Origin of the sequence: Mesorhizobium sp. M1A.F.Ca.IN.022.06.1.1 (assembly GCF_003952605.1) — a bacterium.
Classification (GTDB): Bacteria; Pseudomonadota; Alphaproteobacteria; order Rhizobiales; family Rhizobiaceae; genus Mesorhizobium.
Genome location: NZ_CP034455.1, coordinates 5,522,161 through 5,539,519, shown reverse-complemented (window position 1 = coordinate 5,539,519; position 17,359 = coordinate 5,522,161). Strand labels below are relative to the sequence as shown.

14 protein-coding genes and 1 tRNA gene are annotated in these 17,359 nt (G+C 64.3%); 9 read left to right on the top strand and 6 right to left on the bottom strand.

The features are described 5' to 3' along the window. Positions 1–132: 132 nt before the first annotated feature. Positions 133–1,551, bottom strand: coding sequence for a magnesium transporter (mgtE, locus tag EJ078_RS26305; RefSeq protein ID WP_067329211.1), 1,419 nt, complete (start codon positions 1,549–1,551; stop codon positions 133–135). Between the two features lie 385 nt (positions 1,552–1,936). Between mgtE and EJ078_RS26300 the strand changes: the two genes are divergently transcribed. The 8 genes from EJ078_RS26300 (at position 1,937) to EJ078_RS26270 (ending at position 10,771) form a co-directional block, all read left to right on the top strand. Continuing rightward, the gene (locus tag EJ078_RS26300) at positions 1,937–2,560 is read left to right on the top strand and encodes a response regulator transcription factor (protein ID WP_067329607.1); all 624 of its coding nucleotides are present in this window, start codon (positions 1,937–1,939) and stop codon (positions 2,558–2,560) included. Positions 2,561–2,682: 122 nt separating this feature from the next. Then, the gene (locus EJ078_RS26295) at positions 2,683–3,873 is read left to right on the top strand and encodes an aminotransferase class V-fold PLP-dependent enzyme (RefSeq protein WP_127215868.1); all 1,191 of its coding nucleotides are present in this window, start codon (positions 2,683–2,685) and stop codon (positions 3,871–3,873) included. Between the two features lie 10 nt (positions 3,874–3,883). Continuing rightward, positions 3,884–4,846: a CoA ester lyase gene (locus EJ078_RS26290; protein WP_127403342.1), complete on the top strand. Its 963-nt coding sequence runs from the start codon at positions 3,884–3,886 to the stop codon at positions 4,844–4,846. A gap of 17 nt (positions 4,847–4,863) precedes the next feature. Then, positions 4,864–6,051 carry a malate--CoA ligase subunit beta gene (locus tag EJ078_RS26285; protein WP_127403341.1) on the top strand — a complete coding sequence of 396 codons (1,188 nt, stop codon included), beginning with the start codon at positions 4,864–4,866 and terminating at the stop codon, positions 6,049–6,051. 13 nt (positions 6,052–6,064) lie between these two features. Beyond that, positions 6,065–6,964 carry a succinate--CoA ligase subunit alpha gene (gene sucD, locus EJ078_RS26280; RefSeq protein WP_067001220.1) on the top strand — a complete coding sequence of 300 codons (900 nt, stop codon included), beginning with the start codon at positions 6,065–6,067 and terminating at the stop codon, positions 6,962–6,964. Between the two features lie 88 nt (positions 6,965–7,052). Then, positions 7,053–8,021 carry a D-glycerate dehydrogenase gene (locus EJ078_RS26275; protein WP_127216998.1) on the top strand — a complete coding sequence of 323 codons (969 nt, stop codon included), beginning with the start codon at positions 7,053–7,055 and terminating at the stop codon, positions 8,019–8,021. 66 nt (positions 8,022–8,087) lie between these two features. Next, the gene (locus EJ078_RS30565) at positions 8,088–8,453 is read left to right on the top strand and encodes a hypothetical protein (RefSeq protein ID WP_245458953.1); all 366 of its coding nucleotides are present in this window, start codon (positions 8,088–8,090) and stop codon (positions 8,451–8,453) included. Next, positions 8,450–10,771 carry a phosphoenolpyruvate carboxylase gene (locus EJ078_RS26270; protein ID WP_245458951.1) on the top strand — a complete coding sequence of 774 codons (2,322 nt, stop codon included), beginning with the start codon at positions 8,450–8,452 and terminating at the stop codon, positions 10,769–10,771. Before EJ078_RS30565 ends, EJ078_RS26270 begins: the two co-directional genes overlap by 4 nt. A 146-nt stretch (positions 10,772–10,917) precedes the next feature. On the opposite strand, the gene EJ078_RS26265 is transcribed toward EJ078_RS26270, so the two are convergent. Then, positions 10,918–11,002: transfer RNA gene (locus tag EJ078_RS26265), tRNA-Leu, on the bottom strand. 240 nt (positions 11,003–11,242) lie between these two features. Here EJ078_RS26265 and lipB point away from each other — a divergent pair. Continuing rightward, the gene (lipB, locus tag EJ078_RS26260; protein ID WP_095780840.1) at positions 11,243–11,986 is read left to right on the top strand and encodes a lipoyl(octanoyl) transferase LipB; all 744 of its coding nucleotides are present in this window, start codon (positions 11,243–11,245) and stop codon (positions 11,984–11,986) included. Positions 11,987–11,996: 10 nt separating this feature from the next. Here the strand turns inward: lipB and EJ078_RS26255 are convergent, their stop codons facing one another. The 4 genes from EJ078_RS26255 to proS form a co-directional block, all read right to left on the bottom strand. After that, positions 11,997–13,247, bottom strand: a complete 1,251-nt coding sequence (locus EJ078_RS26255) for an SRPBCC family protein (protein ID WP_127403436.1) — start codon at positions 13,245–13,247, stop codon at positions 11,997–11,999. A gap of 512 nt (positions 13,248–13,759) precedes the next feature. Beyond that, positions 13,760–14,443 (bottom strand): ABC transporter ATP-binding protein, encoded by a 684-nt coding sequence (locus EJ078_RS26250; RefSeq protein ID WP_176477718.1) that lies wholly within the window; start codon positions 14,441–14,443, stop codon positions 13,760–13,762. Beyond that, positions 14,440–15,723, bottom strand: a complete 1,284-nt coding sequence (locus EJ078_RS26245; RefSeq protein WP_067001237.1) for a lipoprotein-releasing ABC transporter permease subunit — start codon at positions 15,721–15,723, stop codon at positions 14,440–14,442. Before EJ078_RS26245 ends, EJ078_RS26250 begins: the two co-directional genes overlap by 4 nt. After that, the gene (gene proS, locus EJ078_RS26240; RefSeq protein ID WP_095802024.1) at positions 15,723–17,048 is read right to left on the bottom strand and encodes a proline--tRNA ligase; all 1,326 of its coding nucleotides are present in this window, start codon (positions 17,046–17,048) and stop codon (positions 15,723–15,725) included. Before proS ends, EJ078_RS26245 begins: the two co-directional genes overlap by 1 nt. Positions 17,049–17,359: the final 311 nt, after the last annotated feature.

Here is a 17,359-nt window from a genome sequence, read left to right as displayed (position 1 = left end):
CGCCCAAACGTCCAGGCATCGCCACGCAGAAGCGTCGCCCTTCTCTAATCAACCCCGTCTATGCCAGATTCGGCACGTGGCCCCAGGGCAACCTCGCACGGCATTTACGTAAAAGTCAATTATAGCACTGTCTCAGGGAACGCCAAACCACCACGTGGCCAATCCGAGGAAGGCAAAGAAGCCGACGCAGTCGGTGACCGTCGTGACGAAGACGGCGGAGGCTACCGCCGGGTCGATCTTGAAGCGGTCGAGCAGCAGCGGGATGAGAATGCCTGCCAGGGCCGCCGCGAACATGTTGATGATCATCGCCGCCGCGATAATTCCCCCCAGGTTGGGGTCATGGAACCACAGTCCAGCAACCATGCCGATCAGCACCGCAAAGACGATGCCGTTGATGAAGCCCACTCCCACCTCACGGCGGATGATCCGGGCGGCGTTGTAGATGTCCAGATCCCTGGTCGCCAGCGCCCGCACGGTGACGGTCATCGTCTGGGAGCCGGCATTGCCGCCCATGCCGGCGACGATCGGCATCAGCACAGCGAGCGCAACGATATGCTCGATGGTCTGGTCGAACAGGCCAATCACCGAGGCCGCGAGGAACGCCGTGACCAGATTGACGAGCAGCCACGGCACGCGCGATCGCGAGGTCGCAAGCACGGTGTCGGATAGCTCTTCGTCGCCGACACCGCCCATGCGCAGAAGGTCCTCCTCGGCCTCCTGCTGGATGACGTCGACCACGTCGTCGATGGTGAGCACGCCGACCAGACGCTCGTTCTCGTCGACCACGGCGGCCGAGAGCAGGTCGTATTGCTCGAATTCCCGCGCCGCCTCTTCCTGGTCCATGGTGGCGGGGATGGCATGGCGCGTCTCATGCATCACCTCCTCGACCTTCACCGCGCGCTTGGTGCGCAGGATCTGATCGAGATCGATGGCACCGAGCAGTTTGAAGCTCGGGTCGATGACGAAGATCTGGCTGAAGCGATCGGGAAGGTTCTTGTCCTCGCGCATGTAGTCGATCGTCTGGCCGATGGTCCAGAACGGCGGCACGGCGACGAACTCGGTCTGCATGCGCCGGCCGGCCGTCTCTTCCGGATAGTCGAGCGCGCGCCGCAGCCGGATGCGCTCGGTGAACGGCAGTTGCGACAGGATCTCGTCCTGGTCCTCCTGGTCGAGGTCTTCCAGGATGTAGACGGCGTCGTCGGAATCAAGTTCCTGCACCGCCTGCGCGATCTGCTCGTTGGGCAAATTGTCGACGATGTCGAGCCGGATCGCCTCGTCGACCTCGGTCAGCGCCGAAAAGTCGAAATCCGAGCCAAGCAATTCGACCAGCGCGCGGCGCTGCTCGGGATGGAGTGCTTCCAGCAGATCGCCGAGTTCCGACTGATGCAGGTCGTCGACTTCGCGTTTTAAGATGAGCGTGTCGCGATCGGCGATGGCCGCGCCGATCTGCGCAAGGAAGGCAGAACGGACGGCGCCGTCCTCGCCATAGATGTCGGCGCCGCCTTCCTCGACGGTTCTGGCGCCGGTCGTCTCTCTGTCCTGGCCTTCCACCAGCGCCTCCCGCCAACAGCAATCCGGAAAGGGTGTGAATCAGGTCTAGAGCATGAGCCCGAAAAGTGGAAACCGCATTTCGGGAAATCCGATGCTTATGCGGCAGATAGGGTCGAGACACGATTCGTCCTGAGAAAATATAGCCGTAGCGCGCGGAATACTCAGAGAAATGTCCCCGCGACGCCTCCCGGTAAAGGCGGGTCGCGCCGCATTTGCGGGTTCAGCCGCCGCGACAGCGCATGTCGCTGCGGAAAGAGCGCCCTTTTGCTGTTGGGGCAGAATTGCCATGATGCAGGTCCAGGTGGATCGGCAAGATCGACAGGACAATCGGCAGGCCTTGAACCTCAAGTCCCGGAAAACGAACGAAGCAGTTGGCGAGCAGCGCGTGCGTGTTATCGTCGCCGAGCGCAATCCGCTTGTCGTGTCTGCGCTTCGCGAGATGCTGGAATGCGACGGGCGTTTCGAGCTGTTGAGCTCCGTGCCGAGCGGCAAGCAATTCCTGGAATTGGCGGCGAACACCAGGTTCGACGTCGCCGTCATCGGCTGGAAGCTCGCCGACATGGATGGCGCCGATGTCCTGGCGGAAATCCAGAACCGCAAGCTCGACCTGCGCATCACGGTCTTTTCCAATGATCATGACATCGGCATCCTGAAGCAGTGCGTGCGGCTCGGCGCCCAGGGCTATTGCTTTCAGTTCGACGATCCTTCGATCATATTCGAGACGATCCTGGCGGTCGCGCATGGGCGGATCTGCATCCCTTACATCGACATCAACAAGGTCAACGATACGCCGCTGTCGCAACTCACCGTGCGCGAGCGCGAATTGCTTGCGGTGCTTTCCGATGGCTGGACCAATCTCCAGATCGCGACCCGCACCGGGATCTCCGAGAACACGGTGAAGTACCATCTCAAAAATCTTTACGACAAGCTTGACGTGCGCAACCGCGCCATGGCTGTCGCGCTCTATGCCAACGAGAAGCGACGCGGCTCCAAATCGCCTTTCGGGTAGGCGGATCGGGTAGGCTCGACCTACCCACGCGTGGCGACAACTTACCCGGCAAGGTGTTGTCGCTCGGCGCCATCGACATGAAACTTCCTCCAGCATCCCAAAAACGCAGGAGGAGTTTGCGCATGGCCGGGTTTACCCATCTTTTCATCCCTGGACCCACCAACATTCCTGAAGAGGTCCGGCAGGCGATGAACCTGCCGATGGAAGACATGCGCGCCGCCTCCTTCCCCAATCTCACGCTCCCGCTGTTCGAGGACATCAAGAAGGTTTTCAAGAACGAGACCGGCCGCGTCTTCATCTATCCGTCGTCCGGCACCGGCGCCTGGGAGGCGGCGATGACCAACGTGCTCAACCCGGGCGACCGGGTGCTTATGTCGCGCTTCGGCCAGTTCTCGCATCTGTGGGTCGACATGGCCGAGCGCCTCGGCTTCGACGTCGACGTCATCGATTGTGAATGGGGAACCGGCGTCCCGCTCGACCTCTATGCCGAAAGGCTGCGGGCGGACAAGGCGCACCAGATCAAGGGGGTCTTCTGCACGCAAAACGAGACCGCCACCGGCGTTACCAGCGACGTCGCCGGCTGTCGCGCGGTGCTCGATGCAGTGAACCACCCAGCGCTCCTCTTCGTCGACGGCGTCTCGTCGATCGGCTCGATCGACTTCCGTCAGGAGGAATGGCGCGTCGACTGCGCGGTAAGCGGCTCGCAGAAAGGTTTCATGCTGCCCGCCGGCCTCGGCTTCCTGTCGGTCAGCAAGAAGGCGCTGGCGGCGTCGCGAGTCGCGACCCACCGGCGCTGCTACTTCTCCTTCGATGACATGATCCGCGCCAACGACGCCGGCTATTTCCCCTACACACCCGCCACGCAGCTGCTGCGCGGCCTGCGCGCCTCGCTCGACCTGATCGCCGAGGAAGGGCTAGACAACATCTTCGCCCGCCACCATCGCCTCGCCGAAGGCGTGCGCAAGGCGGTCGACGCTTGGGGGTTGAAGCTGTGCGCCAAGGCGCCGCAATGGCACTCCGATACGGTGAGCGCGATCCTGGTGCCGGAAGGCATCGACAGCGGCGACGTGGTCAAGCGTGCCTACCGCACCTATCAGACATCGCTCGGCGGCGGCCTCAACAAGGTCTTCGGCAAGGTCTTCCGCATCGGCCATCTCGGCTGGCTGAACGAGGTGATGGTCTGCGCCTCGCTGTCGGCGGCCGAAATGGCGCTGCTTGATTGCGGCGTGCGCCTGGCGCCGGGCTCGGGCGTGGCGGCTGCGATCGAGCATTTCCGGCGCACGGCCGCAATGCCGGTCGCCGAGGCGGCGTGAGGAACGGACGATGAGCCACACCATCAACCACCTCAAGAAGCTCAGGCTCCAGCGCAGCGAGCTGGCGGTTCCCGGCTCCAGCCCGGAAATGATCGACAAGGCGGCGAACAGCGCCGCCGACTTCGTCTTCCTCGACATCGAGGACGCGGTGGCGCCGCCCGACAAGGAGCGCGCGCGCAAGAACATCATCCAGGCGCTGAACGACATCGATTGGCGCGCCAAGGGCAAGACCGTGTCGGTGCGCATCAACGGCCTCGACACCCACTACATGTACCGCGACGTGGTCGACGTCATGGAACAGGCCGGCGACCGGCTGGACACTATCCTAGTGCCGAAGGTCGGCGTGCCGGCGGACCTCTATATGGTCGAGGCCATGGTCAACCAGATCGAGATGGCCAAGGGTTTCAAGACCCGGGTCGGTCTCGAAGCGCTGATCGAAACCGCGCTCGGCATGGCCAATGTCGAGGCGATCGCCGCCACGCCCGGCCGGCTCGAAGCGATGCATTTCGGCGTCGCCGATTACGCCGCCAGCAACAAGGCGCGCACCGTCAACATCGGCGGCCTCAACCCTGACTATCCCGGCGATCAGTGGCATTTCGCCCTGTCGCGCATGACTGTCGCCTGCCGCGCCTATGGCTTGCGCGGCATCGACGGACCGTTCGGCGATTTCTCCGACCCCGAAGGTTTCACAGCAGCCGCCAGGCGCGCCGCCGCACTCGGCATCGAAGGCAAATGGGCGATCCATCCGTCGCAAATCGCTCTGGCCAACGACGTGTTCTCGCCGCCGGAAAAGGAGGTCACCCGCGCTCGCCGCATCCTTGAAGTGCTCAAGGAAGCGGAGGCGCTCGGCAAGGGCGCGGCGGCGCTCGACGGCAAGATGATCGACGCTGCCTCGGAACGCATGGCACGCAATGTTCTGGTGGTGAGCGAGGCGATCGAGCGCGCCAGCCAGGCGCATAGCGCAGCGCATTAGATTACCGGGAGGACAAGATGGACATTCACGAATACCAGGCCAAGGAACTGCTCGCCCGCCACGGCGTGCATGTCCCGCGCGGCGGCCTTGCCTACAGCCCCGAGCAGGCGACCTACCGGGCGCGCGAGATCGGCGGCTCGAAATGGGTGCTGAAGGCGCAGGTCCATTCCGGCGCGCGCGGCAAAGCCGGCGGCATCAAGCTCTGCTCCAACGACGAGGAGATCTCCAACGCCGCTGAGGGAATGCTCGGCCGCAAGCTGGTCACCCAGCAGACCGGCCCGCGCGGCAAGCTGATCTCGCGCCTCTATCTTGAGGAAGCCGTCGACATCGCGCAGGAGCTCTATCTCGGCTTCGTGCTCGACCGCAAGGAAGAGCGCGTCATGATCGTGGCATCGGCCGCCGGCGGCATGGAGATCGAGGACATCTCCGAAAAGAAGCCGGATTCCATCATCCGCGCCGCCGTCGATCCGGGCGTCGGCATGCAGGGCTTCCAGGCGCGCGAGATCGCCTTCGGCCTCGGACTTGAAAGCAACCTGATCGGCAAGGCCACCGAGACCATCCTCGGCTGCTATCAGGTGTTCCGCGACTACGACGCCTCGATGCTGGAGATCAATCCGCTGGTGGTGACCCGCGACGGCAGCCTCGTCGCGCTCGACGCCAAAATGTCATTCGACGAGAACGCGCTGTTCCGTCGCCCGGAGATTTCGGAACTGCGCGACAAGAGCCAGGAAGACCCGCGCGAGACTTTTGCGAGCGATCGCGGTCTCTCCTATGTCGGGCTGGACGGCGTTATCGGCTGCATCATCAACGGCGCAGGCCTTGCCATGGCGACGATGGACATGATCAAGATCGCCGGCGGCGAACCGGCCAATTTCCTCGACATCGGCGGCGGCGCTTCGCCCGAGCGGGTGGCGAAATCCTTCCGCGCCGTGCTCGGCGACAAGAATGTCGAGACCATCCTGGTCAACATCTTCGCCGGCATCAACCGCTGTGACTGGGTCGCCGAAGGGGTCATCAAGGCGATCCGCGAGGTCGGCGTCGACGTGCCGCTGGTGGTGCGCCTCTCCGGCACCAAGGTCGAGGAAGGACGCAAGATCCTGGCCGACTCCGGCGAGGCGGTGATCGTCGCCGACACGCTGGCCGAAGCCGCCGAAAAGGCCGTCGCCGCCTGGCGCGAAGCCACCAAGAACAAGAAAGCAGCCTGAGGGAGGTCGAGAAATGGCAATCCTGCTCAACCGCAGCACGCGCGTCATCGTCCAGGGTTTCACCGGCAAGATCGGCAGCTTCCACGCCGACGACATGAAGCGCTACGGCACCAAGCTGGTCGGCGGCGTCACCCCCGGCAAAGGCGGCCAGACGCATCTCGGCCTGCCCGTCTTCAACACCGTCAAGGGTGCTGTGCGCGAGACCCGCGCCGAGGCGAGCATCGTCTTCGTGCCGCCGCCCTTCGCCGCCGATTCGATCATGGAGGCGGCGGACGCCGGCATTAAGCTTTGCGTCTGCATCACCGACGGCATCCCCTCCCAGGACATGATGCAGGTGAAGCGCTACATGCGCCGATACCGCTTCGAAGACCGCATGCGGCTCGTCGGCCCGAACTGCGCCGGCGTCATCACGCCCGGACAGGCGCTGATGGGCATCATGCCCGGCAGCATCTATCTCCCCGGACGCGTCGGCATCGTCGGGCGCTCGGGCACGCTGGGCTACGAGGCCGCCTCGCAGATGAAGGCGTTGGGGATCGGTGTGTCGACCAGCGTCGGTATCGGCGGCGATCCGATCAATGGTTCGTCCTTCAAGGATATCCTTCAGCTCTTCGAGCGCGACGAGGACACCGACGCCGTGGTGATGATCGGCGAGATCGGCGGACCACAGGAAGCCGAGGCCGCGATCTGGGCGCGCGACAACATGCGAAAGCCGCTGATCGCCTACATCGCCGGGCTCTCGGCGCCGAAGGGCCGCCGCATGGGCCATGCCGGCGCCATCATCTCCGCCTTCGGCGAGTCGGCGCAGGAAAAGGTCGAGATCCTGAAGGACGCCGGCGTCGTCATCGTGCCGACGCCTGCCTCCTTCGGCGAGGTCGTGGCCGACACGCTGGCGCGGACCAAGAAGGCGGCGTGACGGCCGGGCCACGGCCGCATAGTCCACAAAATGTGAAGTCTGGGCCGCCGCAAACGTCGCGGCGGCCCGTCGATCAGCAGGAAACTCGATGAAACCGCGTTTGATTGTCACCCGCAGATGGCCGGCGGCCGTCGAAGCGATCCTCGCCGAACGCTTCGACACGACGTTCAACGACAGCGACGAGCCGCTGAGCCCTGCCGCAATGACTTGCGCCTTCGCGCATTTCGACGCGATCCTGGCGACGGTCAGCGACCGCTTGCCGGTTGCGGTATTTCCCGAGAACGCCGCCCGCACCCGCATCATCGCCAATTTCGGCGTCGGCTTCAGCCATATCGATGTCGCGGCAGCCCGCGACCGCGACATCGTGGTGACCAACACGCCTGACGTGCTGACGGATTGCACCGCCGACCTTGCGCTTAGCCTGATGCTGGCCGTCGCGCGCCGCACCGGCGAAGGCGAGCGGCAGCTGCGAGCCGGAGAGTGGCGAGGCTGGTCGCCGACCCACATGGCCGGGGCAAAAGTGTCGGGCAAGACCTTGGGTATTGTCGGCATGGGGCGCATCGGCAAAGCGACGGCCAGGCGCGCGCATTTCGGCTTCGGCATGAAGATCGTATTCTTCAACCGGTCGCCGGTCGATGATGACGAGACGCGCGCTATGGGCGCGGAGCAGTTGCCGACTTTGGACGATGTGCTTACGGCATCCGATTTCGTCTCGCTGCACTGTCCGGGCGGCGCGGAAAACCGCCATCTCATCGATGCTCGAAGCCTGGGGTTGATGAAACGCGGCGCCTTCCTGATCAACACCGCGCGCGGCGACGTCGTCGACCAGGATGCCCTGATCGGTGCACTGCAACGGCGCGAGATCGCAGGTGCAGGTCTCGACGTCTTTGCCGACGAGCCCGCCGTTCCGGAAGCGCTGAAGCAGTTGGAGAACGTCGTGCTGTTGCCGCATCTCGGCAGCGCGACCGAGGAAACGCGGGTGGCGATGGGCATGAAGGTGGTGGAGAACCTGACCGCCTTCTTCGAGGGCCGCCCCGTCCCCGATCGGGTCGCCTGACAGCCGGCGCCGCCCTCCATTCAAGGCGCTGCTGCAGTTGCAATCGATGCAGCCGAGGAAAGCGGTTTGGAACAGAGCAGACGCATCAAATTTCGCGAGGACGAGCGCAGCCTCCTGTTGCGCCTGCTGCTTCAGGTCGCAAGCGCTCGTGAGCCCGAGGTCGCCGCCGTTCTGAGCGGGCGTCGGTCGCTTGTCTCTCTCGCCGCGGAACAGCGCATCCCGGCGCTTCAGGCGAGCGGCGTGTGGTTCCAGTTGCTGACGATTGCCGACGAGTTGCTTGCCATGCGGGCGCGGCGCGAACTCGAACAAGGCGCGGGCGCCGACGAGGTGCCCGGGTCTTTCGCCAGCGTGGTCGCGCAGATGGCGGCGAACGGCCGCTCGGCGGGGAAGTCCAGGCCACGCTCGATGAGCTATGTGTCGGGCCGACCATGACCGCGCACCCCACGGAGGCCAAGCGCGTCACGGTGCTGGAGATCCATCGCCGCATATATCGCAAGTTGACCGAGCTCGACCAGCCGCGCTGGGCGCCGCGCGAACGCGACCTGTTGGTCGCCGATCTGGAAAGCGAGATCGAGCTTCTGTGGATGACGGGCGAGCTGCGACTTGAGCGCCCGACGGTCGAGGGCGAAATCGCCTGGGGCCTGCACTTCTTTCGCGAGGTCATCTTCGAGGCAACGCCGCAGCTCTACGGCAAGCTTCAAGGCGCGTTCGAGCGCCACTATCCGGGAGAGCCGATCAGAATCCCGTCCTTCATGCGCTATGCCTCGTGGATCGGCGGCGACCGCGACGGCAATCCGAATGTGACGGCCGCAGTCACCGCTCATGCCCTGGCCGCATACCGCAATACTGCCGTGGGCTGGTATCTGACGCAGGTGCAGCGGCTGGTGACGGTGCTCAGCGCCAGCTCCAACGTCATCGACCTGCCGCCGAGCTTCAAGCCGGTGCTGCAAGCCGCGCTTGACAAAAGCGGGCAGGCGCAAGCGATTGCCGCCCGCAACCTCGATGAACCGCTTCGCCAATTCGCTTCGGCCATGCTTGCCCGGCTGGCGGCGACGCGCGACGGCGGCACGGCGGCATATCTCTCGGCGGAAGCGTTTCGTGCCGATCTCAACGCACTGTCTTCCGTTCTCGAAGCGATCGGTGGGCGCGCGGTCGCCAGGCGCTTCGTCCAGCCTCTCATCTGGCAAGCCGGAAGCTTCGGCTTCCGTACGGTCTCGCTCGACATCCGGCAGAACTCCACGGTCGTCAACCGGGTGCTGGCCGAGCTGCTTGCGCTGCTAGATCCCGCCGACCCGGTCGCACCCGGCACGCCGCGATGGTCGGCGCACCTCCGCTCAAGCCTCAGCCAGGGCGAGCAACCGGAGATCGACGCAGGCCGGCTCTCGCCTGAGGCGGCCGAACTGCTTTCGACATTCTCTGTCATCGCCAAGCACAATTCGGGCGCGGATGCCAACGCCGTTGGCTCGTTCGTGCTCAGCATGACCCGCTCGGCCGACGACCTGCTCGCGGTCTATCTGCTGGCGCAATATTGCGGACTTTCGACCGCCCCTGGTAGTAGCGGCACGATCAGGCTGCGCATCGTGCCATTGTTCGAGACCATCGCCGATCTGCAGGCCGCTCCTGCCGTCCTGAATGATTTGCTCGGCGTTTCGCTGGTGCGGCGGACTGTGCGCGATTTTGGCGCGCGCCAGGAAATCATGCTTGGCTATTCGGATTCCAACAAGGACGGCGGCTTCCTCGCCTCCAATTGGGAACTGGCGAAAGCGCAAAAGCGCCTTGCCGCGATCGGGCGCAAGCACAAGGTCAGGATCAGTTTCTTTCACGGTCGCGGCGGCTCCGTCAGCCGTGGCGGCGCGCCGACCGGCCGGGCGATCGCGGCGCAGCCGGCGGGCACTGTCGCCGGCAGGATGCGGGTAACCGAGCAGGGCGAGGTCGTATCTTCGAAATTCGCCAATCGCGGCACCGGCCTCAACCAGCTCGAGGTTCTCGCCGCCGGCGTTCTGGCCCACAGTGTCGGATCGCCCGCTGATGTCGGGCCGAAGGAAACGCCGGAGTTCGACGAAGCGCTCGAGGCTCTGGCGGGCATGTCGCAGGCATCCTATGCCCGGTTGATGGCCGAGCCTGGCTTCCTCGATTATTTCAACCAGGCGAGCCCCGTTGCGGAACTGGCGCTGCTGAAGATGGGCTCACGGCCGGATCGCCGTTTCGGCGCCAGCGGCATTGCCGACCTGCGCGCCATTCCATGGGTGTTCGCCTGGAGCCAGAACCGTCATCTGTTGACCGGCTGGTATGGCATCGGCAGCGCGCTGAACGCCTTCGTCACGGTGCGCGGCGAGGCCGGGCGCGAGCTTCTGGCCCGCATGTTCGAGCGCTCGCGCTTCTTCCGTCTGATCGTCGACGAGGCCGAGAAGACGCTCTACCAGTCCGACATGGAGATCGCGCAGCTCTACGCCGGCCTGGTAGCCGACGCCGATGCAGCTTGGCGAATCTACGGCCGCATCGGAGCCGAATACGAGCTGACGCGACGCCTGATCGGTGACCTCACCGGCGGCGATCTTTCCGCGCGCTTTCCGATGTTCAAGCGGCGTTTCGACAATCTGCGGCGACAGATGGACGACATCCACCGCCTGCAGGTCGATCTGCTGCGCGAGGTTCGGACCAGTCCCGGCACGGCGGATCGAAGGCGGACGACCGACGCCCTGCTCGTCTCGATCAATTGCATCTCGGCGGGCCTTGGCTGGACGGGATAGGCCCGGTTTTTTGTCAGAACTGAAGGGCTTGAAACCCAAAGCGGCGGTGCGGTCCTCAGGATCTGGCGCCGCTTTTGTTTTGGCCCGCAGGACGTCGGACGCGCCACCTCACGGGCTCATCCAAGCAATGCCTTTTTGGGGGAGAATGGTGCGGTCGAGAAGACTCGAACTTCCACGGGTTGCCCCACAGCGACCTCAACGCTGCGCGTCTACCAATTCCGCCACGACCGCACGTGGTAGGAGCCGGAACCGTCCGGCCCGGGGCCTGTAGCAAATCGTTTCCGGCGAAACAAGGGTGCCGTGCGGAATATTCGCTAATGCATGTCGCCCAAAAGTGCGTGGCGGTTTTTGGGAGAACGACATGCTCAGACAAAGCTCCTGGCGCAATGCTCCACAGCCTCGACACGGGCAGGGCGAAACTGGACGTTTCAGCCAATTGCCGCCATATGAGGGGAGCATCGAGAAAGTTCCATGACAGAACGCAGCCAGATCGCCACGTCGTTCCTGCCCCTTCCCGGTTCGGCGCCGGTCGAGTGGGTCATCGAGCCCGGCCTGACGTCTTATCCCGACGCGCTCGCCTTCATGGAATCGCGCGCCGAGGCCATCCGCAATGGCGCTGCCGGCGAGATGGTCTGGCTGGTCGAGCATCCGCCGCTCTACACCGCCGGCACCAGCGCCCGTATCGAGGACCTCATCGACCCTGACCGCTTTCCGGTCTTTGCCGCGGGACGCGGCGGCGAATACACCTATCACGGCCCCGGCCAGCGCGTCGCCTATGTCATGCTCGACTTGAAGCGCCGGCGCGAGGATGTTCGCGCCTTCGTTGCCGCGCTCGAAGAGTGGATCATCGGCACGCTTGCCGCCTTCAACGTGCGCGGCGAGCGCCGCGAGGATCGCGTCGGCGTCTGGGTGGTGCGGCCGGATCGCCCTGCCCTGCCTGACGGCACGCCCGCCGAGGACAAGATCGCCGCAATCGGTATCAGGCTCAGGCGCTGGGTGAGCTTTCACGGCATTGCCATCAATGTCGAGCCGGAGCTTTCCCACTTCGGCGGCATCGTGCCCTGCGGCGTTTCGGACCATGGCGTGACCAGCCTCGTCGATCTCGGCCTTCCGGTCACCATGGCCGATCTCGATCTCGCGCTGAAATCCGCCTTCGAGGACGTGTTCGGGCCTGCCGCGGCCCCGGTCGCCGAGCCGGCCCGAAAGGCAGGGTAATCCGGCGCGGCTACATCAGTTGCGCGGAGGCCCAGAGCACGCCATAGCCGTGAATGGAAAAGACCGCCAGCAGCGCGCCGGCCATGGCCAGGCGATCGAAGGCGTGGATCGGCTTCAGCTCGTGACGCGGTTTCACGCCGCTGCCGACCGTGAGCAGGCTGAGGACCGAGAACACCGCGCCGGCGACGAGCAGGAAGCTGGGCGAGAAGCCGGCGCGCCAGCCGAGCGCCAGCAAGGCGAACAGCAGCAGGAAGGAGGCAAGCGCCAGCGCGATCGGGCCCGGACAGATTTGGCGCAGCACCTGGCCGCCGTCGAACTTCCACACCGGCACCAGATTGGCGATGTTGAACAGCGACGCGCAGCCGGCAAGCGTCGCCAGCAGCACTGCTGCCGGGCGGTGTCCTTCGCTGCCGGCAAGGCCGCTGGCGGCGATCAGCAGAGGCACAAGGAAAGCGGAGAAGCCCGCCCCCATCAGCGCCACGAACGCGACCTCGAAGCGGCTGTCATACGGCCTGCCGCCCATGGCGATACCGCCGAGCAACGGAATGAAGATCATGCGCACCCGGCGATGCCCCGTCAGGCGGAATGCCGCCATGTGGCCAAGCTCGTGCAGCGCCACCACCGAAGTTAGGATGACAGCCAGCGCCAGTCCCCCGAGGTTGAGGCCGAAGAACGGCCACAGGATGAAGGCCGAAAGCACGGCAAAGCCTATCTGGCTCACCGGATGCTCGAACCAGCCGCCCCTGCGATACGTTCCGGTTCTCGCCCAGACCTGCAACTTGGCGAGCTCGCGGCGCATGGCGAAGTAGCGGAAGATCAGGAAGGCGACGCCGCGATAGCGGTCGGTTTGCGTGAGCGTAACGCGCGTCGCATCGCCTTCGGGCGCGAGCGCGGTGGTTTCGCGATAGTCGGCCCAGAACGAGGGATCGAGAGCCGTGTCCACAACGACGCGCATCGAGAAACGGCTGCCTTCCACCACATCGTCGAACCGCGCCTTGCGTTCGATCGGCCGCCCGTCGCGCCCTTCCCAGCACAGTTTGATCAGCGCCGTCCCCTCGCCGTCCAGCGGTTCGACGGAAAGGATTTCACCCGACCAGCCGGCGTCGCTGCCGAACGGCCACAGCGCCTGCCACAGGCGATTCCGGTCAGCCTCGATCACGCGGCTGACCGTAACCGTGCGCAGCCCGAGCGGCACCGTCATCAAGAGAAAGATCAGTCCGAGATTTCCGGCCACGAGTGTGACCGTGGCGATGACCGACACTGCCCTTGCTCCCTGTCTTTGCGAGCCAAGCTAGCGGGGGTGCGGCCAAGAAAAGCTTAACAATGGGCGAGCTCGTGCCCGTCCCAAACAGAGAGCGCACCCTTCGTCCGCCCAAGGGGGCGGCCGCCAGCCGCCTGCTCACATGGCGCCAATCCAGATCGCCATGGAAATGAGAAAGGTGCTCATGCAGACCAGCGAGACGACATCCTGAACCAGATCGGCCATAACTCTCTCCTGTTGTTAATATGTTCGCAATTTGTTCTAATTTTGTTCGAATGTCAACGATCGCCCGAGAGGCATACTGGCGAATTCAGTCGGACCGTTCGCGCACGGTTAAGGAAAGGTTGACGAGACGATAGGCTCGTTTCGAGCGCGCGGAGGGCAAGTCGAGATCAGGCGAGCCGAAGATGGTAGGTTCCGAGAACCGTAACGGCGGGTACTTATTAGTAGTGAGTACGCAAGCGCAGGAAGCTGCGGTCGACAGGCCGGCCCCAGCCTAATATCGGCTTCCCTTAAAGCGGCACCACCTTGCCTTCTGCCAGCGTCACCCGCCGGTCCATGCGCGAGGCCAGCTCGTGATTGTGGGTGGCGATCAGCGCCGCCAGCCCCGACTGCCTGACCAGCGCCTCCAGCGCATCGAACACGTAAGAGGCGGTGGCCGGGTCGAGATTGCCGGTAGGTTCGTCGGCCAGCAGCACCAGCGGCGCATTGGCGACCGCGCGCGCGATCGCCACGCGCTGCTGCTCGCCGCCGGATAGCTCGGCCGGCCGGTGCTGCGCCCGCTTGCCGATCTGCATGTAGTCGAGAAGCTGCGCCGCCCGCTCGGATGCCTCCTTGCGGCCGAGCCCCTTGATCAGCTGCGGCATCATGATGTTTTCGAGCGCGGTGAACTCCGGCAGCAGATGATGGAACTGGTAGACGAAGCCGACATCGTTGCGGCGGATAGCGGTGCGCTCGTCATCCGACAGCCGGCCACAGGCGCGGCCGCTGAGGATCACGTCGCCGGCGTCCGGCCGCTCGAGCAGCCCCGCCGTATGCAGCAGCGTCGACTTGCCGGTGCCCGACGGCGCCACCAGCGCCACCATCTCGCCACGCCTGAGCGAGAAGTCGGCGCCGTTCAGAATGGTCAGCTTGCGCGGCCCCTGGACATAGTGCCGCTCGACGCCCTTCAGCTCGATAATGGCTTCGGCCATCACTCGTACCTCAAGGCTTCGACCGGATCGAGCCGGGCTGCCCGCCAAGCCGGAAACACCGTGGCCAGGAAAGACAGGGTGAGCGCCATGATGACGACATAGGTGGTCTCGCGCGGGTCCATCTTCGCAGGCAACTGGCTGAGGAAATAGAGCTCGGGATTGAACAGGATCCTGCCGGTCATCCAGGAGAAGAACTGGCGGATCGATTCGATGTTGAGGCAGATGACGACGCCGAGCAGCACGCCGGCGATAGTGCCGGTGACCCCGATCGCAGCCCCCGTCATCAGGAAAATGCGCAGGATCGCGCCGCGCGACGCGCCCATGGTGCGCAGGATCGCGATGTCGTGGCCCTTGTCCTTCACCAGCATGATGAGGCCGGAGATGATGTTGAGCGCCGCCACCAGCACGATCAGCGTGAGAATCATGAACATGACGTTGCGCTCGACCTGCAGCGCCGAGAAGAAGGTCTCGTTGCGCTGGCGCCAGTCGACGAGGTCGACCGGCCGCTGCGCAGCCTGCTCGACCAACGGCTTCAGCGCATCGACATTGTCGGGATTGTCGACATAGATCTCGATGGTCTGCGCCCGTCCGTCCATGTTGAAATAGAGCTGCGCTTCGGAGAACGGCATGTAGACGATCGAGCTGTCATATTCCGACATGCCGACCTCGAAAATTGCCGCCACCTTGTAGCCCTTCATGCGGGGCGTGGTGCCAAGCGGGGTAACGTCGCCTTCGGGTGAGATCAGCGTGATGGTGTCGCCGAGCACCAGCCCGAGATTCTCGGCCATGCGCTTGCCGATCGCCACGCCATCGCCGGTGTCGAAACCGTCGAGCGTGCCCTGCTTGATGTTGCTGGACACAATCGAGATCTTGTTGAGATCCTCGGCGCGAATGCCGCGCACCAGCGCGCCGGTGCCGCCGCCGACATTGCCTTGCGCCAGCACCTGCCCGTCGATCAGTGGGATGGCGTATTTGACGCCGGCAACGCCGTTGATGCGGCTCGCCACCTGCGCATAGTCCTCCAGCGGCGAATCGAGCGGCTGCACGATCAGATGGCCGTTGACGCCGAGGATGCGGGTGAGCAGCTCGGCGCGAAAACCGTTCATCACCGCCATGACGACGATCAGCGTGGCGACGCCCAGCATGATGCCGAGGAACGAGATCGAGGCGATGACCGAGATCACCGTCTCCTTGCGCCGCGAACGCAGGTAGCGCCACGCCACCATGCGCTCGAAGCCTGAAAAGGCGCCTGCCGGCGATCGAGCTGCAGCCGCCTCGCCCATCAGGCGATACCCAGGCGTTTCTGGGCCTCCGCAATCGGCAGCGTCTCGCGCTCGCCGCTCCGGCGGTGCTTGATCTCGACCTCGCCGCTAGCCACCCCGCGCGGTCCGACGATCACCTGCCAGGGCAGACCGATCAGGTCGGCGGTTGCGAACTTGCCGCCCGGCCGCTGGTCGGTGTCGTCATAAAGCACGTCCTTGCCGGCCGAGGTCAGCGCTGCGTAGAGCTCGTCGCAGACGCGGTCGCATTCGGCATCGCCGACCTTCATGTTGATCAGACCGATATTGAACGGCGCGACCGCTTCCGGCCAAATAATGCCGTTATCATCATGGCTCGCCTCGATGATTGCCGCGACCAGCCGCGACGGGCCGATGCCGTACGAGCCGCCCGAAGCATAATGGTCCTTGCCATCGGGACCGGTGACCTTCGCGTTCATCGGCTTGGAATACTTCTCGCCGAAATGGAAGATATGGCCGACCTCGATGCCGCGCGCCGAGAGCCTCTCGCCTTCGGGCACCTTCTCCCATGCCGCTTCGTCATGCATCTCGTCGGTGGCGGCGTAAGGAGTCGTCCATTTCGTCACGATGCCGCCGATCTCGGCATCGTTGGAGAAGTTCGTATCCGCGCCGGGCACGTCGAGCGACAGATAGGCGCGGTCGCAGAACACCTGGCTCTCGCCGGTCTCGGCCAGGATGATGAATTCGTGGCTGAGGTCGCCGCCGATCGGGCCGGTATCGGCGCGCATCGGAATGGCCTGCAGGCCCATGCGCGTGAACGTCCTCAAGTATGAGACGAACATGCGGTTATAGGCGGCTCTGGCGCCTTCAAAATCGAGATCGAAGGAGTAAGCGTCCTTCATCAGGAACTCGCGCGAGCGCATCACGCCGAAGCGGGGGCGCACCTCGTCGCGGAACTTCCACTGGATGTGATAGAGGTTGAGCGGCAGGTCCTTGTAGGACTTGACGTAGGCGCGGAAGATCTCGGTGACCATTTCCTCATTGGTCGGACCATAGAGCATGTCGCGGTCCTGCCGGTCCTTGATGCGCAGCATCTCCTTGCCGTAGTCATTGTAACGGCCGCTCTCGCGCCACAGATCCGCCGACTGGATGGTCGGCATCAGGATTTCCAGCGCGCCGGCTCGATTCTGCTCCTCGCGGATGATCTGGCAGACCTTGTCCAGCACGCGCTTGCCGAGCGGCAGCCAGGAGAAGCTGCCCTGCCCCTGCTGGCGGATCATGCCGGCGCGCAGCATCAGCCGATGCGAGACGATTTCGGCCTCACGGGGGTTTTCTTTGAGAATGGGCAGGAAGTAGCGCGACAAACGCATGGACTGGTCCGTGAATGAAAAAATGGCGGCGCGGGGAATCGGCGCAACCGAGGCTGCTTGCCCGGGCTTCATAGCCATTTCATGACCGAATGGAAACCCGAGCGCTCCAAAGTGTTGCGGCGTTCTGCGCATGATCAAAAGGCCCGTTTTGGCCACCAAAGTGCCGCATCTGGCCTTTTGATCGATTCACAAGCAAGCGCTGCCCCACTATTGTGCAGTGCAGCACGATATTGCCTATTTGGGGGCAAAATTCTTCGTGACATTTTCACCTGCCTTGGTCTAGTGTGCGCCGATAACCGAGAGGGCGGAGA